The following is a 21,656-nucleotide window of genomic DNA, read 5'->3' on the forward strand; positions in this document are numbered from 1 at the left end:
CGTTCAAACAAATGAACGATCTAAATTTTCTCACAATCACTAAACAACAACAATGAATACCTTCGTAAAAAGTACGCTTGCCCTGTTTGGAGTAGCTCTGACAATGAGCTTAGTTTCTTGTAATAAAGATAGTATGATGGAGTCGGTTCGCCCGGATAACGGCGTGAACGACAATAATACCCGCCCCGATGGTCCCGGTACTATTTCGCCGATTAATTCGGGTGATGTTATCGTGGCTCAATTTAAAAAATACACGCTGGTGAAACAGGGTAGCTCACTACTATCGTATGATGTAGATGGCAACATCAACAAGCTCGGGTCATCCTTCGAACCAAACTATTATTGGGAATTCATTCGGGCTTCCAACGGGTCGGGCATGACGATTCAACTGCTTAACAATTTTAAGTTATGGAATAAAACGCTGGTTCTCTTCGATGCCCAAAAACGTGCAAAAACATCGTTCGTCAATAAATACGACAACAGCGGAAACCACCTGTCGCAGGTTCAGTATGATTATCAGTACAATGGAGCCGGAAAACTCCAATCGATTGTGGGTAACAACAATGAGCAGTATGTTTTTAGTTACGATGGCAGCGGTAATCTGGAGAAAATTGATATCTCAAGAAGTGGTAAAAAACAGGTGATGCAGTTTCAGTTTCAAGGGGCAACGGATAAGATTCATCTGAATCCAATCTGGCAGACCATGTACGATCAGATTCCGCAGTACCTGCCCATTTTCGGTAAGTTTTCGAACAAGTTATTGACTTCGTTCAAACTCATCGATCTGCCTTCGAACAATGTCCTCGAAGACGTAACATACAGCTACACACTTAACGCCGATGGTATGCCGACTAATAAGCATGAGCTTCGTAAAACGGGTGGATACACGCTGAATTACGACTATTCAATGGAATACAACGTAACGTTTATAAAACCGTAAGACGCACTGCTCGAAATGGCCAATTGACAAGTTAAATGACTGATCAATTGGCCATTATTGAATTTTTTGTCATCCTGACGCAGGAAGGACCTTAAGGTTTCCTAGCACTCTAGTGAGGGACTTTAAGATCCTTCCTGCGTCAGGATGACAAAAAATAACTACCCATAAGTCAGGTTACGTAGTAGAGCCAAACTGATTTAACAACGTAACAAAACAAAAAAGGTGAATCCGGTACGTCCAGATTCACCCTTTTTTGTTTTTGCTACGTTTGGTCGATTATGCCGGAGCAACAACTTCCTGTGGTTTCGACTTATCGCCTTTTGTGCCGCCTTTCGCATGAGAATCCTTATTGGGCTGTACATCTTTCCGGCGACTCATGTACGTGTAAATGACCGGTACTACGTAGAGCGTCAGAACGAGCGAAAACAACAGCCCGCCCACAATCACGATACCCAGTGGTACGCGGCTTTTGGCGGCTGAACCCAGCGCCAGAGCTAGCGGCAAAGCACCAAACGCAGCCACTAAGGTCGTCATCAGAATGGGTCGCAAACGTAGCGCGGCCGATTCAGCAGCAGCTTCAAATTTATTCTTACCCGTCAGTCGCTGCTCGTTGGCAAATTCCACAATCAGAATCCCGTTTTTCGTAACCAGTCCTACAAGCATGATGATACCAATCTGACTGAAGATATTTAGTGTTTGATTAAACATCCAGAGTGAGAATACGGCCCCGGCCAGTGCCAGCGGTACCGTCATCATAATGATGAGTGGGTCGATGAACGAATCGAACTGAGCAGCCAGTACCAGATAAATCAGAACCAGCGCCAGCAGGAACGCAAACAACGTATTACCCGAACTTTCAGCATAGTCACGAGAGGGTCCAGAGAGAGCCGTCTGGAACGTATCATCCAGCGTACGGGCGGCTATGGCACGCATAGCTTCTACTCCGTCACCAATGGTTTTGCCGGGCGCTAAGCTGGCTTGAATCGTTGCTGATTTAAATCGATTATAGTGATACACTTGTGGAGGGCTGCTGACCTCCTGAAATTTCACCAGGTTGTCTAACTGAATCAGCTGACCTGAAGTCGAGCGAATGTAAAATGATGCCAGATCAAACGGTTCGTCCCGGTCACCCCGGTCCACCTGTCCGATCACTTGGTACTGCTTTCCGTTCATCAGGAAGTAGGCAAGGCGTCGGTTACTGAGGGCCAACTGGAGCGTCTGCGCTACGTCCTGCACCGAAATGCCCAGGTTGGTTGCTTTCTCCCGGTCGATAGTGATATTCAGTTCAGGTTTGTTGAATTTCAGGTCGGTATCGGGGTTTACGAACGTAGGATCTTTCTGAACCTCATCCATGAATACAGGAAGTTTCTCCCGCAGCTTTTCAAAATTCAGGTTCTGAATCACGAACTGAATTGGCTGACCACCGCCCCGGCCTACCTGAATGGTCTGATCCTGGTTGGGAAACATGCGGGCTTCGGTAAACTTCCGGAGGTTTTTGGTCAGATAATCGACGATTTCCTGTTGCGAACGTTTCCGGTCGACGGCATCGACCATATTGACCATTACGAACGACGAGTTAACCGATCCCGACCCAGTAAAACCAGGGGCTACTACGCTGAAGGCCAGTTTGTTTTCAGGTATCGAATCCATCACAAACTGCATCACCCGGTCGGTAAGGTTGGCCTGAGCTTCATAGCTGGTACCTTCGGGCGAGGTGATGGAAATGCGGCTTCGGCCCCGGTCTTCGAGAGGAGCCAACTCTGATTTAAGCAGCGAACCGATGCCAAAAATGATTGCCACACAGGCTGCAATCATAGCCAATGCCCAACCGCGTTTCCGCATGAAACCATCCAGCGACGATCGATACGTATCATCAAGCCATTCGAAGAAGGGTTCTGTTTTGCGGTAAAACCAGGACCGGCCGTGGTTTTTGCTAGTTAGCTTTACGCTCAATACAGGCGTCAGCGTTAGCGATACGAAAGCCGAAATCAATACGGCTCCGGCCACCACAATCCCGAATTCCCGGAACAAGCGCCCCACGAACCCCTGAAGGAAGATAATCGGCAGAAACACAATTGCCAACGTAATGGACGTAGAAACGACGGCGAAGAAAATCTCGTTGGAGCCTTCGCGTGCCGCTTTATCGGTGTCCATACCCTGTTCAATCTTCTTGAAGATATTCTCCGTCACCACAATCCCGTCATCCACCACCAGTCCCGTTGCCAGCACGATACCCAACAGCGTCAGTACGTTCACACTGAAGTCGGCTACATACATGATGAAAAACGCGCCGATAAGTGAAACCGGAATGTCGATGAGTGGTCGGAAGGCAATCAGCCAGTCGCGGAAGAAGAAGTAAATAACGAGCACAACCAGTACAAACGAGATGATCAGCGTTTCGCCCACTTCTTCGATGGCACGCCGGATAAACGTAGAACGGTCAACCCCTATGTAGCAGATAATATCGCTGGGTAGCTCTTTTTTGATCTGATCGAATCGCTTGTAGAACTCATCGGCAATGTTCACATAGTTAGCGCCCGGTTGCGGAATTAATGCCATCGACACGCCCACTACACCGTTCTGCTTCGAGATAGTTTCTTCGTTTTCAGCACCGATTACGGCGTAGCCCACGTCTTTAAACCGGATAATCTGGTTGGCGGTCTGCCTAAGAATCAGGTTATTGAAATCGTCTTCAGAAACAAGACGCCCAACGGCTTTCACCGTCAGTTCGGTATTGTTTCCATATACCTTTCCACTCGGCAACTCTACGTTCTGGGCGTTTAGTGCGGCTTGGATATCCTGCGCCGTCAGGCGGTAAGCTGTCAGTTTAATGGGGTCGATCCAGAGCCGCATAGCCTGACGTTTCAGCCCATAAATCTGAACCTGACTTACTCCCGGAATAGTCTGGATACGTTCCTGAAGCACATTTTCGGCATAATCCGACAACTGCGTTGGGTTGCGGGTCATACTTTGCACGTTCATGAAAATAATCGGCTCGGAGTTGGCATCAGCCTTCGTCACAACCGGAGGGGCGTCGATATCCTGCGGAAGCTGACGTTGGGCCTGTGCTACCTTGTCACGGACGTCGTTGGCGGCCTGTTCTAGGTTCGCATCGAGATTAAACTCAACCGTAATGGTGCTGGCACCCAGCGAACTATTCGAGGAAATCGTCCGGATGCCTTCGATGCTGTTCAGTGACTTCTCGATAGGCTCCGTAATCTGTGATTCAATGATTTCGGGATTGGCGCCCGCGTAGTTCGTTCGCACCGAAATTACAGGCGGGTCGATGGCCGGATATTCACGTACCCCCAGGAACGTGAAGCCAATAACGCCAAACAGCACAATCACGATGGACATTACCATCGCGAAAACAGGCCGGTTCAGACTAAGTTCGGGAAGAGACATTGCTTTTGTTGTTTTTAGTGATGAGTGATAAACGGTGAGTGATGAGTTTACTGACGCTAGCAACTATTGAGAGCGTCAGCAAACTCATCGTTCATCACTTCTCTCTCATCACTCAGTTTTGTGCAACTTTTGGGCCGCTGCCTGACAGCGTTATTACTTTTCCAACTTTAACAGGCGCATCAGGTTTGAGGAACAGCAACCCCGTTGTCGCTACTGTATCACCCGCATTTAAACCTGATAGTACCTGAATGGTACCTGCCGTCCGCAAACCGGTTTTTATATCCTTAAATACTGCTTTGCCGTTTTTGACTAAAATGACCTGATTCGTTCGGGTTTGGGGAATGACCGCCTGCGTAGGTACTACCAGACTTTGTTCATTCTGAACCGTCAGCGTAACCCGGGCAAACGTGCCCGGACGGTATTGGAGCGATGTGTTGTTGACCCGAGCCCGGATACGCAAATTTCGCGTTTGTTCTTCTACCCCAGGTTCAATGGCATACACTACACCCCCACTCGGCTTTTTGGCTCCATCCACTAAAAACGAAATTACACTGCCACTCCGCACGTAAGGGCCGTATTTTTCGGGAATGGAAAAGTCAAGTTTCAGCGACGATACCTGCTGCAATCGGGCAATCAGGGTGTTAGGGGTTATAACGGCACCGGGGCTCACGTTTCGGAGGCCAATAACACCTGAAAAAGGTGCCCGGATTTCGGTGCGTTGCAGATTAGCTTTTACCAGTTCGATGTCGGCCAGCGACGATTGCAGATTCGTCGTCACAATGTCGTACTCCTGCTGACTGATACCACCACGGGCCAATAGCTGTTTATTGCGTTCTTCGGTTCGCCGGGCGTTATCGGCCTGAGCCTGAAGTTTCTGAAGTTGTGCCTTCAGGTCGGCGTCAAAGAGTTTGACCAATAATTCGCCTTTGGTTACGGGCCTCCCTTCCTGAATGTTAAGCTGCGTGATACGCGCTGATAATTCAGGGTAGATATCGACCTGCTCGGCCGCCAATAAAGAACCACTCGACACAATATCTTCCTGAAGCCTTTTCGTAATCACCACAAAGCCGTTGACACTAGTTGGGGCCGCATCCCGGCCTGCGCCACCTTTGCCGCCAGGGCCTCCACCCTGACCACCACCACCTCGGCCCCCACCACCAGGACCACCGCCCGAGGCTCCAGGAGCTGGATGTAATATTTTATTATACACAATAATCCCGCCGACAACAAGAGCGACGAGGCCGATAGCAATCCACCTTTTCACAGAGAAAAAATTAGCAAGAGAGAATGAAGAATTAACAGTACAAATTACGTATTTGTTACAGACTACAAAGCTATTGATGTTTAAGACTATAACAACCGACCTTTACTTCTCAGAAATGAGTTTTTTATAAACACTTTTCTGGAATATTGCGCTGAAAGGCAATGATTTATCCGTAAAAACGCTTAGCCAGATTTAGGTAGATGTAGCAATGGATACGCTACCAAATTCGAGTCTGATGTATACAGCTGTTTGTTTATCAAAATGATACGTAACATCACAACGAAACCAATGATTACATAACTTTCAGGAACTACTTAATTGAAAGCGGGAGTGTTACGTTGTAGAAAAGAGGTTTAAACCTGAAAATATTTCTACAACGTAGTACTCCTAACGTAGCGGTTTAAAGTACAGCAGCACCGTTAGCTTTCAGAATTTTATTGAAAAAGAGCAGTTGATAAGGTAAAGCATTCTCCCAGTAGTCCCAGGTATGCGCTCCGGGGCGCTCTACGTAATCGTGTGGCGTTTTATTTTCGAGCAGCCGACGATGTACATCTCGATTGGTATCAATCAGAAAATCATCCACGCCAATATCAAAAATAAGCGGCAAATTATTGGCTTTCATCTGATCGACCAGTGTGACTATCGTGTAGCCTGGATAGGGTACGTCGCCATCTTTTGGAGGACCTAACAACTTCTTGAAATTTTCACTACGTGACTGCGCAAATTCGGTAGGCACTTTCCAGGTCGCCGTGTTGATATTCATAACGCCACTCATGCTGCCAGCGGCTGCGTACAAATCCGGGTGGCGACAGGCAATGAACATAGACCCGTGACCACCCATACTCAGACCGGCGATGATACGTCCTTTGCGCTCACGGATGGTCCGATACGTATTATCGATTTTATCAATCAGTTCCTTCGAGATGAACGTTTCGAACTGGCTGGTCTTTACCAGCGGACTGTCGAAATAATAGCTGGTTGGGTCGCCATCCGGCGTAATGATGATCAGCTTATATTGGTCGGCGAGCCGGTGCAGGAGTGATTGGTCGGGTGTTTTCGTCAGCCAGTCTCGATAGTTACCCGTGCCGCCGTGGAGTAGGTAAAGCACCGGAAACGTTTGCCCTGCTTTTCGCATTTTTTTGTCGGCGTAGGAGGCTGGTAATACAACAGCGGCACGTAATGTACGGCCCATGCTGGCACTCTGAATGTCTAACGTATCGACAGTTGCGGCTGTACTACGTAGTGAAAAGCTGAATGAAATTAAGCAGACAAGTAGGTAGCGATTAAGCATAGAGGGAGTTTTGGTTCTGGTTTGCATTAGTAGTTTTTTGTCATTCTGACGAAGGAAGAATCTTAAGGTATTCATAATCACGAGTAAGGAAATCCTAAGATTCTTCCTTCGTCAGAATGACAAAAACGTTAATTTTTACCTATTCTCAAAAGGTGAAATTGTATGGAGAGTGTTGAGCGAAGTGTATCAGTAGAGGTAATCGCTACGTAGTAATTCCTACTTTAGGTTATGCGTTACTACGTATCCATCACCATCAATAACTCACTGATCATCATGGCAGTGGCGCCCCAGACTCGGTGCCCCTGAATCTGGTAAAAAGGCGCATCGACCATAACGCCCCGTACTTCAATCTGGCTATCACCCACGATGGTTTCATCCAGTAGCGTTTCCAGATCGACTTCAATAACCGCTTCGACTTCGTGGGGGTCGGGGTAAAAATCGGGGCAGTAGGGGAGAACGCCTACAACCGGCTGCACAAAAAAGTTGCTGGGTGGAATATATAATTCGGTCAGCAGACCCAGCACCTTTACGTCTGATACCCGAATGCCTACTTCCTCCTGTGCTTCACGTAGTGCTGTGCGAACCAGATTTTCGTCGAATCGCTCCATCCGACCACCTGGAAAAGCCATCTGACCCGCATGAACGCCATCATACTGCGGCCGTAGTATGAGCGGCAGGTAGACTGATTGCTGATAGGGGTAAAAACAGATCAACACCGCACTTCGGCGTGTGCGCTCGTTGGGCTTGATACCCATCCGATACCGATTCGACGACGCCATCTTCCGATGGGCTGCTTCACCCGGCAACGGTCGCTGTAACCGCTGTCTGAGGTCTTCGGTAAAGGCATGAAACGAGGTGTCGATCATGTTTAAGTTTATAATCGTAAGTCGTTAGTCATCAGTTTATAGTTGCTGAAGCAAACCGTTTTGCACAACTAACGACTAGTGAACGCTCCGGCGGCCCCGGTGACGACTAATGACTTATTTATACAATTTAACTAATTCTTCAGCGCATCGTTCACCATCCATGGCAGCAGACACGATACCGCCTGCATAACCGGCCCCTTCGCCACAGGGAAACAGTCGCCGAATCTCAACGTGTTCGCACGTATCACGGTGACGAGGGATACGTACCGGTGATGAGGTTCGACTTTCAATACCGATAATTTGTCCATCGTTACTCAGATATCCGCGCATTTTTCGACCAAAATCGCGTAACCCCTGACGTAGCGGCTGGGCAATATGATCGGGTAATACGTCCATCATATCCACCGAAGCCAAACCCGGCTGATACGACGTTGGTAATAACTCCTTTGATACGTGCCCGTCTACAAAGTCAGCAATACGTTGCGCCGGAGCCGTTTGCGATGACTCTGCGCCATCGCGATTTCCCTGGCGGCAAGCCCACCGTTCAAGGTCCTGTTGCAGGGTCAAACCTGCTAGGGGACCTGCATTCGCGTAAGGCTCCAAATCGGTTTCGGTAATGGCCACCACCAAGCCCGAATTGGCGTATTGCGAATCCCGACGCGACGGCGACATTCCATTCACGACCAACTCGCCCGGCGACGTAGCAGCGGGCACAATAAAGCCGCCCGGACACATACAAAACGAAAAAACGCCCCGTTCTACCCCCTTAAATTTGGTTTGCGTCACCAAACTATAGGAAGCGGCTGGCAGGTATTCACCCCGGCTTGGTCGATGGTATTGGAACTGATCAATTAACGACTGTTGATGTTCAATACGTACACCCATCGCAAACGGTTTTGACTCAATTCTGACGCTACGTTCGTGCAGTAATTGAAAAATATCGCGGGCCGAATGACCCGTAGCCAGAATGACGCCAATGCCCGACAACGTATCACCATTGCCTAAAACGACGCCTTTAATTTCTTGGTCATCCAGCAGAATATCAATTACTTTGGTGTCGAACCGAACGTCGCCCCCGGCCAGAATGATGCTGTTACGTAGATCGGCCACTACGTTTGGCAGTTTATTGGTACCGATATGAGGATGGGCATCCACCAGAATTTGTTCCGTAGCGCCGTGAGCTACGAAAATTTCCAGAATCCGTCGGACATCGCCCCGTTTGGTGGAACGAGTGTAAAGTTTTCCGTCTGAATACGTACCAGCACCACCTTCTCCGAAACAATAATTCGATTCTGGATTTACTACGTGGTCTTTATTGATAGCTGCCAGATCGCGACGGCGAATGCGTACGTCACTTCCACGTTCCAGCACGATTGGCTTTATACCCAGCTCAACAAGCCGTAAGGCAGCAAATAAACCGGCTGGCCCCGCGCCGACCACAATGGCTTGTGGAGCTTTGCTAACGTCAATTTGAGGTTTCTGGTATCGGATCAGTGGGGGAGGTGTTTCGCCGGCGAAGACGTCAGTTTCGACCTGAACCCGCACCTGTCGATTGCGGGCGTCGATGGATTGTCGCCGTTTCCTGACAACAATATCGTCCGTATCAGGCAGCGAAAGACGACGTAGCACCGACTGACGGAAAATCGCTTCGTCAAGTGCTTCTTCGGGTGGGAGAGCCAGCGAAAGTTGATGAATCATGGGTCAATAGGCCGGTATTTATTCGGCAGGATAAACGTACTGCTACGTTGCAACTAGATCCCACCCTAAATCCCTCCCCAGTGAGGGAGGATTGGAGTGGAGTATTACGTAGATAACAGGCAAAAATTGGTTTGGGTTCTCCAAAATCAAGAGACAATGAGTGAAGATAACGTAACGGCTAAAGCGAGTCATAAGCAGTAGAATTCATCATTTCTTACCTATTTTGTAACGTAAGCAAAGACAACCAACAATGAAAATTCTTCTATTACCTGTTATGCTGGCGTTCGGCCCTATCACCCTGGCCCAGACAACAGTTAAACCCACTGCCATGCCCTGGTCGCAGCGAATGGCGGCATCCATTATGGCCAGTAATCCCGACTCGATTTCATATAGAAGAGATGGTCGGCAACTTCCATCGCATTGGGATTATGAAAAAGGTGTTTTACTGGAAGGCATTAAACAGGTTTGGTACCGTACTGCCGATGATACGTATTTTAAATACATCCAGAAAAACACGGATATGTTCGTAAAGCCGGATGGTGATATACGTACCTATCGGCTGGACGATTACAACCTGGATTTCATTACACCCGGTCGGTCGGTGTTGTTACTATTCCAGCAATCACTGCCCGGTAAAGAGAAGTACCGGAAAGCCGCCGATTTGCTGCGGAAACAATTGGCCGGGCAACCCAAAACCAAAGAGGGAGGGTTCTGGCACAAGAAACGATACCCTTATCAGATGTGGCTCGACGGTTTGTATATGGCCGAGCCGTTCTTCGCCGAATACACCAAACTATTTGGCGATCCGAAGCAATTCGATGAGATTGTCAACGAGTTTGTCTGGATGGAGAACCACGCCCGCGATCCAAAAACCGGCCTCATCTACCACGGTTGGGATGAAAGCCGCGAACAGAAATGGGCAAATCCCAAAACGGGTAATTCGCCTAATTTCTGGAGCCGGGCGATGGGCTGGTACGCGATGGGTTTAGTCGACGTATTGGAAATAATACCCGAAAATCAACCTCGCCGAAAAGAACTTCTGGCAATTTTGAATCGGTTGATGCCCGCGATTGTGAAGTATCAGGACCCTAAATCGGGTTGCTGGTTTCAGATCACGGACCGGCTGGGCGATAAAGGAAATTATCTGGAGGCATCAGGTACGAGCATGTTTGTGTATGCACTGGCGAAGGGCGTGCGGTTGGGTTATCTGCCTGCGTCACTCCTGACGAACGCGCGTAAAGGCTTCGACGGTATGCTGAAGAATTTCATCTCTACAGATGAAAAAAGCATGATTCACCTGGAGAAAACCGTACTTGTTGGCGGATTGGGAGGTACGCCCTATCGTGATGGAAGCTACGAATATTACCTGAGTGAACCGCTGCGACAGGACGATTTGAAAGGTGTTGGACCGTTTATTATGGCGAGTGTAGAGATCGAAATGGCTGATGAAAATGCTATTGGAAAAGGGAAAACAGTGGCCGTCGATAACTACTTCAATCACGAATCGCGAAAGGATTATAACGGACAACCCGAACCTTTCCACTACACCTGGGACGACCGTCAGCACTCCGGATTTTTCTGGTGGGGGAACATCTTTATGGGATTGGGTGCTAAAACTGCGACGATAACTGGCCCACCCACAGCCGCTTCTCTAAAAGGCACAGACGTATATATCATCGTCGACCCCGACACTCCGAAAGAAACGCCTTCACCCAACTACGTCAGCGAGAAAGACGTAGCGGCCATTGCCAACTGGGTGCAGGCGGGTGGTACGTTAGTACTCATGGCTAATGATACGTCGAATTGCGAACACAAGCAGTTTAATAAGTTGGCGGCCCGATTTGGGATGCAGTTTTTGCCCAGGAACCGGAACATGGTTCAGGGCGACAAGTATGAGCAGGGGAAAATCAACATTCCGGCGGGTAACGGTATTTTTCCCGAAACCAGAACTGTTTATATAAAAGAGTTATCGCCACTCGACGTAAAAGCACCTGCCAAAGCCACCGTGACCGACGCAGGTGACGTAATTATGGGCGTAGCGAAAGTGGGTAAGGGAACCGTTTTCGCGGTAGGTGATCCCTGGCTTTACAACGAATACGTCGACGGGCGGAAAATTCCGGCCCAATTCGAAAATTATAAGGCCGCTAAAGAATTGGCTGGTTGGCTGCTACGTCAGGGAACAACGGCTGCAACGGTATCAGCCACGAGTAAGCGGTAATCGTTTTTGTCATGTTTGTCATGCCTAGGCACGAAGCATCTTAACGTTTCCAAACAAGTGAATAAGGAAACGTTAAGATGCTTCGTGCCTAGGCATGACAAAATCACGTCCTAATTCGGGCCGATTAAATCCCAGAGGTTGCCGTATAAATCTTCAAAGACAGCTACGGTTCCATATTCTTCGCTCGCTGGCAGGCGAACAAACCGAATCTCGTTAGAAACCAAGTTGTTATAATCACGCCAAAAATCATCGGTGTGCAGAAACAGGAAAACCCGTCCACCAGTCTGGTTACCTACGCGGCTCTGCTGGTCGGACGTAGCAGCTTTTGCCAGTAGTAGACAACAGTCGCCTGAGCCGGTTGGTTTGACCAAAACCCAGCGTTTTGTCTCGCTTAAACGTGTGTCTTCGACCAGTGTAAAACCTAATTTCTGCGTATAAAACGTAATGGCGTCATCGTAATCGTCGACTACAAGGGCAATGTGTGCCAGTCGTTGGTTCATACAGCGACACAAGTTCCCAGTAAGTTCGTCCACTCCGAAGAGGGGGCGTCTTTTGAATATAAATCAAATCGTTTAACGGAAGTAAACGACCCCATATCCTTATCACCATTGATGTGAATGCCCCCCACCAGAATTACGTGTTTAAAGTGGATGTCACCCTCAATGATCTGTTTCTGAACCAGCTTGCGTATCCGTTTGTCGATGGCTTCGTACATAACTTCGGTAGCTTCATGGATTTGCATCTTCTCATCGACATCCAGAATCCGTTTATCAGATTTTAGAAAGATTTGCTTAATGGTATCCATTTGAAAGTCGCTTCGACTAGGCTTTTCCTTTTTAATATCACCTTTCTGTAAGGCCCCCAGCGCGCCAAGAGCAGCTCCGCAGCAACCCGAATTATCTTTCTGGCCATGACGATGGATTTTCCCAAGTACACCTTCTTTCGATACACCAATGTGCGGACCATAGTAAATAAGGATTACTCCATTGTCGGGAACATGGTGAGCATACGCACCCATTCCGGTCGGACCTACAAAGGGGTATCCGTCTAAACCTCCGAGTTTGAAAGGGCCTAAAAATTCACGAGCGCGTTCTGGATACTGAATCGCATTCACGTCGTCGCTGCAAATGCTATCAGCCAGCATGACCTGTTCAGGCTGCATGCTCAATTGCTCCTTGATGTAGGAAATCAATCGGCTGACCCCATCATCGGTAGAGATGGCGTTGGGATAAAACTGACGAACGGCGGCTAATTTTTCATTCTTTTTCATAATCATTGCTTAAAGTAAAGTGTTGATTATCACCTTTACAGGCAGTTTTGGGGTCACAAGATATTAAAAAGAGATTAAAATCCAGACGAAATCACTTAAAATGTCGGGCAATTTTCGCGAATTAACCTTAGCGACCCGGCTCCCTTAAATATCGTTCCAGGCGGCTTTCCAGGTCGGGCAGGCTCAGATTGGTAAATAGTTCGCCATTGATTGCCAGCGCTAACCGACCGCTTTCCTCCGAGATCGCAATCACGGCTGCATCGGTAGCTTCACTCATGCCCAGCGCAGCCCGATGCCGGAAACCAAGCGATGGCGGAAGTTCATCGTCTTCCGAAACCGGCAAAATACAACGAGCAGCCCGAATGCGTCCATCGCCAATAATAACGGCACCGTCGTGGAGCGGACTGTACTGACTGAAAATAGCGAGTAACAGGGATTTTGTTACGTCGGCGTCTATTAATTCACCCGATTGAGCAAATTTTTCGAGTCCATCATTTTTCTGAAGCACCAGCAAGCCACCCGAAAATTCCGCGCCCAGTGCTTTGCAGGTATCCAGAATAGGTTTTAGTGGGGTATGCGTTTCAGTACGTTCTGTGTTGTTACGTAGGAGCCACCGCCGAAAAAAACGACTGTTAGTCAGATTAGTCGATTTACCGATGAGAAGCAGAAATCGCCTGATTTCGTGTTGGAAAATGATAATCAATGCCAGCGCACCAACGCTGATAAAATATTCCAGAATGGTCGTCATTAGGTTGAGACCCAGTGCTTTCACAAGTAGATACGCCAGGTAAACCAGCAGGTATCCTACAAAAACCCGGCTGGCTACGCTTCCCCGGACGAGGTTATAAATCTGATAAATGAGCAAAGCCACCAGGCCAATATCAAGCAAATCGAGCCAACTGATGTCTAAAAATCCCAGGCGAAAAGCCAGCATTACGTAAGGAGTCAGGTTTAAGGGGCTAAATATAAAAAGAACGGGATTTAGTTGGCGTCGCAGAAGTGGATTCTTTACCTCCCGGCATACCCAGAGAGTAACCAACGTAATACACACAGATAATAACGGCGTTTGTTTAGCCGCCCAATCGAACGTAACAGCCCACCACTTAAGTGATGGGCTGTTACGTTCGATTCTACATTCAAAAAGTCAATTCAATTTACAAATGAATCGTTTGCCCTTCGATGGCCAGGTAGGTCTCAGGAAAAACGGCTTGGGCTTCGGTTAAAAAGAGTTCGTACTGCTTGTAGCGTGACGAAAAGTGACCAATGAGCAAGCGGCCCACGTGTGCTTTGGCAGCAATAGTGGCTGCCTGTCGGGCCGTCGAGTGAAAAACCTCGGCAGCTCGCTCGGCGTTATCTTCCAGAAATGTGGCTTCGTGATAAAGCATATCGACGCCTTGCAACTGAGGAACCAGTGATTCAACGTAGCGCGTATCGGAGCAAAATGCGTAGGAGCGGGGCTGCGGCCCTGGCTCGGTATACGTAGTGGCAGCATACAAAACCTGCCCACGGGCATCCACTACGTCCCGGCCTTCCTTCAATTGCTTTAGGTATTCTACGGGGATATCGACAGGCAATTTATCACGTAGTAAACGGGCTTTGGCGGGCTTTTCGCGGAAAAGATAACCTGTGCAATCGATGCGATGCTCTAGTGGAATCGATTGCACAGTCATGTGCGTGTTATCGACCAGCACTGCTGATACGTTCGAGTCAACGGCCTGAAAGTGAATTGTATAGCCTAGCCTTGAGTCCGAAATTCGAAAAATAGTAGTCAGAATCTCGTCGAGTCCTCGCGGACCAAACAGGTATAAATCTTCCGTACGTCCGGCCAAATTTAAGGACGATAGGAGAGGAGCCAGCCCGAAATAATGATCGCCGTGTAAATGACTGATGAAAATATACCGTAATCGCCCGGTCCTGATACGTTGCTCCATCAGCCGAAACTGAGTTCCTTCGCCACAGTCGATGAGCACGTACTCATTGCCAATCCTCAACAGTTGGGCTGTCTGGTGCAGGTGGAGGGTAGGCGTAGCAGAGCCTGCCCCCAACACCGTGAGCGCAAACGGTTGGTGAACCGAACGATGCGAATGGTTTTCCTGATCGGTCATTACGTTAGACATCGGCACGACCGACGCTACTTTCGGCGTCGTACTCATCATCGTCTTCGCTACGAAAATCGTTTTCTAATTCATTCATAAAAACAGCATCGACCGCTTCCTCAACGGTTGGCAGAATGGTCAGATCGCCGATGTTAGCCCGGTCCAACGTATCAATCAGATCGTCATTTTTGGTAACCAGTACCAGCAACCCGAGTTCGTTGGCGCATTGCCGACTGATTTTACGAAGGCTTGTGATACCCGCCTGGTCTACACCCTGAACAGGAGCCACATCGACAATGATATTGCTATAACCTTCCCGAAACAGATTTCGGCTTAGCGTCTCGAAAGTGGTATTTAGGGTTTCGTCAAACTGGTTTTCCGCCAGCCGGATGAGCGCGTATCGCTCGGTTTTTTCAATGGTATAGTTCATGTTAGAGGTTGTACGTATTAGGGAGTGAAACGTAAATTGGTAGTCTACTGTCGTTAGAAATGACCAATTTTCATTAGTCGTTACGTCAGATTTATAGATAAATCTCTTACCTCTCCTGATGACTAACGACTATAGACTATTAACTTACTTTTCTACTACTGATACGTTATTGATTGAGAGTATGCAAAATATTGGCTTCAAGGCGTTCGAGCGGATTTGTTGAATCGGCGGGCTGGAACGATTGCCCCGTGACCGTTTCAAACAATTCGATATAGCGCTTACTGATCTGCCCGACCCATTCGTCCGACATAGCCGGTACGGTCTGTCCTGTTTTTCCCTGAAAGTTATTGGCAATAAGCCATTCTCTAACGAATTCTTTCGATAATTGTTTTTGCGGTTGTCCCGCTTTCTGATTCGTGTCGTATGTATCGGCGTAGAAATACCGCGAAGAATCTGGTGTGTGGACTTCGTCGATAAGATACACCTTTCCATTCAGGTTTCCGAACTCGTATTTGGTGTCGACCAGAATAAGCCCCTGCTCAGCGGCCATAGACGTACCGCGTTCAAACAAAGCCAGCGCGTAGCGTTCTAGCTGAACGTATTCGTTTTCAGGAACAATACCCCGACGTAGTATTTCATCGCGACTGATATCTTCGTCGTGACCTTCGTGGGCTTTTGTCGATGGGGTAATGATTGGCGTTGGGAGCCGGTCGTTTTCGCGGAGTCCTTCCGGGAGTGATACGCCACAAAGGATACGATGCCCATCGCGATACGTCCGCCAGGCATGTCCGGCCAGATAGCCACGAACCACCATTTCAACAGCATAAGGTTCGCATCGTAGGCCAACACTTACGTTAGGATCAGGTACGCCAAGGAGCCAGTTTGGTACAATGTCGCTGGTTGCCTGTAAGAAATGGGCGGCTGTCTGATTCAGAACCTGTCCTTTAAACGGGATGGCCCGAGGCAACACTACGTCGAAAGCTGAAATTCGGTCGCTGGCGATCATAACCAGTTTCTCAGCAAACGAATACACATCGCGCACTTTACCCCGATAAAAACCCGTCTGACCGGGAAATTGAAAATTGGTTTCCTGAATGGCGTTCATGCAAAAAGTGTTAATTATTCCAGGTCTCAAATAGGCTAACGTAAGAGTTGCTGACGATGGTCCGTCGTTACGGTCAGCTAACTTGAAACCTGAAACATTCTAGAGTTTTTCTATAACAATAGCTGAGGCCCCACCGCCCCCGTTACAGATGCCGACGGCTCCGTAGCGGCCCCCAGTCTGCTGTAATACGTTGGTCAACGTAGTGACGATACGTGCGCCTGAAGCACCCAGCGGATGGCCAATGGAAACGGCTCCACCAAACACATTCATTTTTTCCTGCGCTATATCGAGCACTTTGCTAAATGCCAGTGGCACTACCGCAAAAGCTTCGTTTACTTCAAAGAAATCAATATCCCTGGCTTTCAAACCGGCTCGTTCGAGGGCTAATGGCACCGCTTTGGTTGGAGCAGTTGTAAACCACTCAGGTTCCTGTTCAGCGTCAGCATAAGCCAGAATTCGGGCAATCGGCTTAAGCCCAAGTTCATCGGCTTTCTTCTGACTCATGATAACAAGCGCCGAGGCCCCGTCGCTGATAGGCGACGAACTGGCCGCTGTGACAGTTCCGTCAGTTGTAAAGGCCGCTCTCAGCGACGGGATTTTGTCATAAATGACGTTTTTATACTCTTCGTCCTCGTTCACGATAATCGCTCCTTTACGTCCCGGAACTTCCACGGGGATGATTTCGGCACCGAATCGGCCACTCTGCGTGCTGGCTTCGGCCCTGCGATATGATTGTACCGTATAATCATCCTGTTCCTCACGACTGATGGCATATTTTTGGGCTGTTTGATCAGCAAAAACACCCATAGCACATTGGTCGTAAGCATCAACTAACCCATCGCGGGCAAGACCATCCACGAGTTCGGCGTTGCCGTATTTATAGCCAAAACGAGCTTTAGGGACGTAGTAGGGTGCATTTGACATGCTCTCCATACCACCTGCCACCACTACATCGGCCTGCCCCAACTCAATAGCCTGTGCAGCCAGCATAATAGACTTAGTGCCCGATGCGCATACTTTATTAATAGTTGTGCAGGGAATGTTAGGCGGTAAGCCCGCCTTAAGGGCGGCCTGCTTGGCGGGAGCCTGTCCGAGGTTGGCCGACACTACGTTACCCATGTAGACTTCCTGCACGAGTTCGGGCGCTACGTTGGCTCGACTGAGTGCCCCACGAATGGCCACTGCTCCCAGTTCGATTGCCGAAAGGCTGGCTAAAGCTCCTCCGAAACTACCGATGGGTGTTCGCACAGCCGAAATAATAACTACTTCATTCATAGTTCAATACGTATTAACACTACGTCTACCAGCGATTTCCTTCCGTCGACGGCTTGTTTGCTGAACGCCGGGCCGACTGAGTTAGAGCATAGGGCAAATCATCGCCCCGCATGGCATCGAGCAGTTGCATGGCCTGTGCTTCGTTTAGGTTCAGACGCCGAAACCGACGTAACAGATCATCCTGTCGCTCCGAGCGCTCTACCTGCTGCCCGCCCGTTGGAACGAGTTTGGTGGTTGTCTGCTGTTGTTGTTTCTGATTTTTTTTTGGAGACCTGGATTTCGCTTTTCGACCCGAATAATATTTCTTTACCAACTCAAAATTATAGCGGGCTGGTTCATTTCCTGGATTTTCCAGAAGGGCTTCCTGAAATAAGGCCAGCGCGGTAGTACTATCACCCTCCAGACAGGCTAATACGCCCAACTGATGTGCCGCCGACGTCCGTAATTCGGGACTTCCTGACCGAAGCAATGATTCGTACTCCGAACGGGCTTTCTGGTATTGTTTCAACTGGAAATAAGTATGTCCCAGATTTAATCTGACGCCCGGATCAGGGATGGCGGAGGTTTGGTTGAGCCGCATATACAACCCTAACGCGCGCCGGAAATTGCCGACCTGATACGCTTTTTGCGCTTCCTGACGTGCCTGATTATTCTGCGAAATCTGGTTCGCCGGAAATAGCTCGGGCCACAAAAACCAAGCAGTGATAAGTAGGTAAATCATACGTTAGTAAAAACGGGCTTGTCTAGTATATTCAACGCTTCGAAACGCTGATTTACCAAAAGAACCGAGCCCCAAAAATAACCGGAAACCTTGACATGAACTCACAGTCGAAACGTTCGAATTGTTACAATCAGGTCGAGAGCTAGTAAAGTAAGAGCAACCATCAGAAAATAATAGTATTTATTAGTCGACACGGCTATCCGGCGCTGATCAACTGAACGGCCTTTCAGATCGCGCACTACGTTGGCTAACTCATTTACATATTGACCACTTGCATCGGCTTCCAGATAATGCCCACGTGTGTCGCGAGCCAGGTCTTGCAAGAATGAACGGTTAAGTCGCGTTCGAACAATCTGCTTGTCATCGTCGCGAACAAAATCGCGACCGTTACGTATGGGGGCCCCCGTTTCTGTACCAATGCCTACTGTCAAAACGGTTAACCCCTGCGACCGAAGCTGGGACAGAAGGGTTCGTTCACAGGGGGAAAAGTTTTCGCCATCGCTGAATACGATAATTGATTTTACGCTTAGGCGGGCCGATGGATCGGTGAGCAGCTTCTGGCGGGCCAATTCAAGCGCACTGCACAAATTGGCCCCTCCCGAGGGAGAAGCATTGGTACGTACCTCCCGAATAAACTGTTTAAGCGCATCGTGGTCGGCCGTGAGGGGCGATAAGACAAATGGAATGTTTGCCGCTAGAATTAGCCCAAACCGATTGGTGGGCAACGTATCACAAAGTTGCTGAACATCATACTTAATACGTTCTAAACGGGTTGGCATTACGTCGCTCGCATCCATCGACCGCGAAATATCAACAACCAGAAACGTATCGCGGTCGGTAGTAACAAGATCTCCTTCAGTTTCTCCAAACGAGGGGCCTAGTAAGGCGATAATCAATAATGTTAGATAACTTCCCCGCAAAAAAAACTTAGGTACTACGCCCCATGCCAATGTATTAAGCTGTGCGGCCAACCGAAAAGTACGCCATACGTAGAGTGTGTAGAGGCCAACGAATAAGCCAATAAAAATAAATTCGGCACGGGTAAAAGAATACAGCCAGTTCATTCTGAGCAGGTATCGGACTGATGCTGAGTCAGAAAAGACTGACGGCAGTACACATCAGGAAAGACGAAATTAGCGATTATAAAAAGATTTTACAGGTTGGCTCTTGCTGAAAACGTTGAATACTTCTATCTTTGTGTCCCAATCGTTCAAGAAAGACAGATTGGCTTCGGAGAGATGCCTGAGAGGCCGAAAGGAACAGTTTGCTAAACTGTCGTACTGGTAACGGTACCGAGGGTTCGAATCCCTCTCTCTCCGCAGGAAAATAAGTTATAAGGTTATATAGTTTTAAAGTGGGTGTATGCGCAAGCAACTTTACAAACTGTAAAACTTTACAACTCCTTTTCGGGGTGTAGCGTAGCCCGGTATCGCGCCTGCTTTGGGAGCAGGAGGTCGTAGGTTCGAATCCTGCCACCCCGACACTGAAAATCAGCCAGTTAGCTTAATCGCTGACTGGCTTTTTTCTTGTTGGTTTGCATTTTAGGGACTAACCTGGATCAAGGACAATACTTGTGGAGGGCGTTGCATTTTTCTAGGTTTGTGTGTTTGATCAAACCGAGCTGTTTTAGAAAGTTTCTTACCCCTAGTCGAATACCGGATCAAATCCAAAAGTTGTGGAGGGCGTTGTATTTACGGCTTATTCGTTTGTCAGTTTATCAAACTTCTAGAGGTGATGAATAAAAACAGCGGCTGTTCAAAAAACGCACCTAAACTGATGTAGCAATTCTTTGACCTGACTAGCGTGGGGATTCGCTACTACATTATGCTGGGCTTCTTGCGGAGATTCACTACCGTTTTCATCAAACGGGCGTGGCTGTTGCACAACTCACTCAAATGAGTAGGTAAGGGTGAAATTCAGGCAATTCGGGTCTTTTCGTATACTGAATGGCTGATTTCTGAACCCATCAGCAACCAGATTTGCGGTCAAGGCATGGTTCAAAATAGTTGTGCAACAGCCACGGGCGTTTTGAGAAACAGCTATACACTTTATTGCTGACCCGCTGCACTTTTAAAGTCCTCAAACGCTTTTACGTTATACTCCGGATAGGATTCGCTGCATTCAATAGATAAATCAAATAAGTCAATCCCGAACGCAACGAACAGATTCTGCGTAAGAAACAGAGCCAGGGAAACGGAACGCTTTTGTTTTAAGTGGTTTTTCCCCGGGGCCACCATAACTAAAGTTCCATTCCCAGGCTTTACCCTCCTCACCCGTGAGTGTGGACGTCCACCAGAAACCCATAACACTCATCACCTCATAAAGATTATTTCTGCGAATACCTCCAGGAAGAGCGTCAAACCCGCTACTGTTAGTACCATTGCCGTCTTCCGCCCAGCCACTGACGCTTTTCAGGGCTTCGCCAGCCTTGTCGGTTCCGCCAAATTTAGTCACCAGCATAGACCATTCGCCATCCCTTGCTAAATGCCAACCGCTGGGGCAGCCTTTTTTCGCTGCTTCCCAGGTGTAAAGCAAGCCGAGCTCTTTTCGATTGCTCTCTTTGTCATCATAAGCATAGCTACCTTCAACTTTGTAGTTCAGGTTTTGGGCCATCCAGGTAACCGTAGTGTCAGTCAAAGCATTTTTAAAGCTGAACGTTTTATACGTTTGCCCATCGCGTGAGTCGGTAAAAGTGCCGGTGGATTGGGCAATGCCTGCCTGAGTAAAAAACAAAGTAACCAGTAGAGTAAGGATGAGCTGTTTTATCATATTTGGTTCGGTTTGTATAAAAGTGTTGTTAAAACTCCCCACAGAAAGTGTGAACCAAAACCATCACTAAAGCACATACATGCAGGAGTTTAGTCATTTCGCTTTGTTTTCAAGGATTTCAACCACTGCGCTGGGCCGCCATTGCGGTGGAACGCAAAGCTAAAAGGTTGTATTCTGTCGTCCGTTAATGAGCTGTAAAAGAAGGTTAACGAAATGTAAAAGCAGCCGCTTCGGCGCAGGGCGGCCTGTGTCGTCCGATTTTACGGACTGCTGTGGATTTTTGCCATTAAGCAATTGTCCATAATTTA

The 21,656-nt window shown here is 48.3% G+C and carries 17 protein-coding genes and 2 tRNA genes; 4 read left to right on the top strand and 15 right to left on the bottom strand.

Translation table 11 applies throughout. The annotated features are described in order from the left end of the window. The first annotated feature begins 52 nt into the window (after positions 1-52). Positions 53-940, top strand: coding sequence for a DUF4595 domain-containing protein (locus IC229_RS27075; protein ID WP_190890817.1), 888 nt, complete (start codon positions 53-55; stop codon positions 938-940). A gap of 276 nt (positions 941-1,216) precedes the next feature. Here IC229_RS27075 and IC229_RS27080 read toward each other — a convergent pair whose 3' ends face one another. From IC229_RS27080 to IC229_RS27100, 5 genes are all read right to left on the bottom strand, one after another. After that, complete coding sequence (locus IC229_RS27080; protein WP_223834216.1) at positions 1,217-4,345, bottom strand: efflux RND transporter permease subunit; 3,129 nt, start codon at positions 4,343-4,345, stop codon at positions 1,217-1,219. A 112-nt stretch (positions 4,346-4,457) separates the two neighbouring features. Continuing rightward, entirely contained in the window at positions 4,458-5,609 is a 1,152-nt protein-coding gene (locus IC229_RS27085) for an efflux RND transporter periplasmic adaptor subunit (RefSeq protein WP_190890819.1), read from the bottom strand. 400 nt (positions 5,610-6,009) lie between these two features. Beyond that, positions 6,010-6,900, bottom strand: a complete 891-nt coding sequence (locus IC229_RS27090; RefSeq protein ID WP_190890821.1) for an alpha/beta hydrolase — start codon at positions 6,898-6,900, stop codon at positions 6,010-6,012. A 236-nt stretch (positions 6,901-7,136) separates the two neighbouring features. After that, positions 7,137-7,766, bottom strand: coding sequence for an NUDIX hydrolase (locus IC229_RS27095; protein WP_190890822.1), 630 nt, complete (start codon positions 7,764-7,766; stop codon positions 7,137-7,139). Positions 7,767-7,880: 114 nt separating this feature from the next. After that, positions 7,881-9,464 (bottom strand): NAD(P)/FAD-dependent oxidoreductase, encoded by a 1,584-nt coding sequence (locus tag IC229_RS27100; protein ID WP_190890824.1) that lies wholly within the window; start codon positions 9,462-9,464, stop codon positions 7,881-7,883. Positions 9,465-9,714: 250 nt separating this feature from the next. On the opposite strand from IC229_RS27100, the gene IC229_RS27105 reads away from it, so the two are divergent. Beyond that, a complete protein-coding gene (locus IC229_RS27105; protein WP_190890826.1) occupies positions 9,715-11,682 on the top strand; it encodes a glycoside hydrolase family 88 protein in 1,968 nt (655 codons plus the stop codon). A 110-nt stretch (positions 11,683-11,792) separates the two neighbouring features. Here the strand turns inward: IC229_RS27105 and IC229_RS27110 are convergent, their stop codons facing one another. The 9 genes from IC229_RS27110 to IC229_RS27150 form a co-directional block, all read right to left on the bottom strand. Next, complete coding sequence (locus IC229_RS27110; RefSeq protein WP_190890828.1) at positions 11,793-12,182, bottom strand: VOC family protein; 390 nt, start codon at positions 12,180-12,182, stop codon at positions 11,793-11,795. Then, positions 12,179-12,952, bottom strand: coding sequence for a hypothetical protein (locus IC229_RS27115; RefSeq protein ID WP_190890830.1), 774 nt, complete (start codon positions 12,950-12,952; stop codon positions 12,179-12,181). Before IC229_RS27115 ends, IC229_RS27110 begins: the two co-directional genes overlap by 4 nt. A 127-nt stretch (positions 12,953-13,079) precedes the next feature. Further along, entirely contained in the window at positions 13,080-13,886 is an 807-nt protein-coding gene (cdaA, locus tag IC229_RS27120; RefSeq protein WP_190890832.1) for a diadenylate cyclase CdaA, read from the bottom strand. Between the two features lie 220 nt (positions 13,887-14,106). Next, positions 14,107-15,057, bottom strand: coding sequence for a ribonuclease Z (locus tag IC229_RS27125; RefSeq protein WP_190890867.1), 951 nt, complete (start codon positions 15,055-15,057; stop codon positions 14,107-14,109). Positions 15,058-15,061: 4 nt separating this feature from the next. Further along, the gene (locus tag IC229_RS27130) at positions 15,062-15,478 is read right to left on the bottom strand and encodes an STAS domain-containing protein (RefSeq protein ID WP_190890834.1); all 417 of its coding nucleotides are present in this window, start codon (positions 15,476-15,478) and stop codon (positions 15,062-15,064) included. A gap of 166 nt (positions 15,479-15,644) precedes the next feature. Beyond that, positions 15,645-16,583 (bottom strand): phosphoribosylaminoimidazolesuccinocarboxamide synthase, encoded by a 939-nt coding sequence (locus tag IC229_RS27135; protein WP_190890836.1) that lies wholly within the window; start codon positions 16,581-16,583, stop codon positions 15,645-15,647. 99 nt (positions 16,584-16,682) lie between these two features. Next, positions 16,683-17,858 carry an acetyl-CoA C-acyltransferase gene (locus IC229_RS27140; RefSeq protein WP_190890838.1) on the bottom strand — a complete coding sequence of 392 codons (1,176 nt, stop codon included), beginning with the start codon at positions 17,856-17,858 and terminating at the stop codon, positions 16,683-16,685. Between the two features lie 25 nt (positions 17,859-17,883). Continuing rightward, positions 17,884-18,579 carry a tetratricopeptide repeat protein gene (locus IC229_RS27145; protein ID WP_190890840.1) on the bottom strand — a complete coding sequence of 232 codons (696 nt, stop codon included), beginning with the start codon at positions 18,577-18,579 and terminating at the stop codon, positions 17,884-17,886. A gap of 101 nt (positions 18,580-18,680) precedes the next feature. Then, a complete protein-coding gene (locus IC229_RS27150) occupies positions 18,681-19,643 on the bottom strand; it encodes a vWA domain-containing protein (RefSeq protein ID WP_190890842.1) in 963 nt (320 codons plus the stop codon). A 168-nt stretch (positions 19,644-19,811) separates the two neighbouring features. Here IC229_RS27150 and IC229_RS27155 point away from each other — a divergent pair. Both IC229_RS27155 and IC229_RS27160 read left to right on the top strand, forming a co-directional pair. Beyond that, positions 19,812-19,898: transfer RNA gene (locus IC229_RS27155), tRNA-Ser, on the top strand. Positions 19,899-19,986: 88 nt separating this feature from the next. Next, positions 19,987-20,060 (top strand) — tRNA-Pro (locus IC229_RS27160). Between the two features lie 661 nt (positions 20,061-20,721). Here IC229_RS27160 and IC229_RS27165 read toward each other — a convergent pair. Next, complete coding sequence (locus tag IC229_RS27165; protein ID WP_190890844.1) at positions 20,722-21,348, bottom strand: FISUMP domain-containing protein; 627 nt, start codon at positions 21,346-21,348, stop codon at positions 20,722-20,724. Positions 21,349-21,656: the final 308 nt, after the last annotated feature.

The organism is Spirosoma profusum (assembly GCF_014699005.1).
Lineage (GTDB): Bacteria > Bacteroidota > Bacteroidia > Cytophagales > Spirosomataceae > Spirosoma > Spirosoma profusum.

Excerpts from the sequence above, each read along its gene's own strand:
- IC229_RS27075 (WP_190890817.1), top strand. The coding sequence starts at position 53 with ATGAATACCTTCGTAAAAAGTACGCTTGCCCTGTTTGGAGTAGCTCTG.
- IC229_RS27080 (WP_223834216.1), bottom strand. The coding sequence starts at position 4,345 with ATGTCTCTTCCCGAACTTAGTCTGAACCGGCCTGTTTTCGCGATGGTA.
- IC229_RS27090 (WP_190890821.1), bottom strand. The coding sequence starts at position 6,900 with ATGCTTAATCGCTACCTACTTGTCTGCTTAATTTCATTCAGCTTTTCA.
- IC229_RS27095 (WP_190890822.1), bottom strand. The coding sequence starts at position 7,766 with ATGATCGACACCTCGTTTCATGCCTTTACCGAAGACCTCAGACAGCGG.
- IC229_RS27100 (WP_190890824.1), bottom strand. The coding sequence starts at position 9,464 with ATGATTCATCAACTTTCGCTGGCTCTCCCACCCGAAGAAGCACTTGAC.
- IC229_RS27105 (WP_190890826.1), top strand. The coding sequence starts at position 9,715 with ATGAAAATTCTTCTATTACCTGTTATGCTGGCGTTCGGCCCTATCACC.
- IC229_RS27110 (WP_190890828.1), bottom strand. The coding sequence starts at position 12,182 with ATGAACCAACGACTGGCACACATTGCCCTTGTAGTCGACGATTACGAT.
- IC229_RS27115 (WP_190890830.1), bottom strand. The coding sequence starts at position 12,952 with ATGAAAAAGAATGAAAAATTAGCCGCCGTTCGTCAGTTTTATCCCAAC.
- cdaA (WP_190890832.1), bottom strand. The coding sequence starts at position 13,886 with ATGCTGGCTTTTCGCCTGGGATTTTTAGACATCAGTTGGCTCGATTTG.
- IC229_RS27125 (WP_190890867.1), bottom strand. The coding sequence starts at position 15,057 with ATGACCGATCAGGAAAACCATTCGCATCGTTCGGTTCACCAACCGTTT.
- IC229_RS27130 (WP_190890834.1), bottom strand. The coding sequence starts at position 15,478 with ATGAACTATACCATTGAAAAAACCGAGCGATACGCGCTCATCCGGCTG.
- IC229_RS27135 (WP_190890836.1), bottom strand. The coding sequence starts at position 16,583 with ATGAACGCCATTCAGGAAACCAATTTTCAATTTCCCGGTCAGACGGGT.
- IC229_RS27140 (WP_190890838.1), bottom strand. The coding sequence starts at position 17,858 with ATGAATGAAGTAGTTATTATTTCGGCTGTGCGAACACCCATCGGTAGT.
- IC229_RS27145 (WP_190890840.1), bottom strand. The coding sequence starts at position 18,579 with ATGATTTACCTACTTATCACTGCTTGGTTTTTGTGGCCCGAGCTATTT.
- IC229_RS27150 (WP_190890842.1), bottom strand. The coding sequence starts at position 19,643 with ATGAACTGGCTGTATTCTTTTACCCGTGCCGAATTTATTTTTATTGGC.
- IC229_RS27165 (WP_190890844.1), bottom strand. The coding sequence starts at position 21,348 with ATGATAAAACAGCTCATCCTTACTCTACTGGTTACTTTGTTTTTTACT.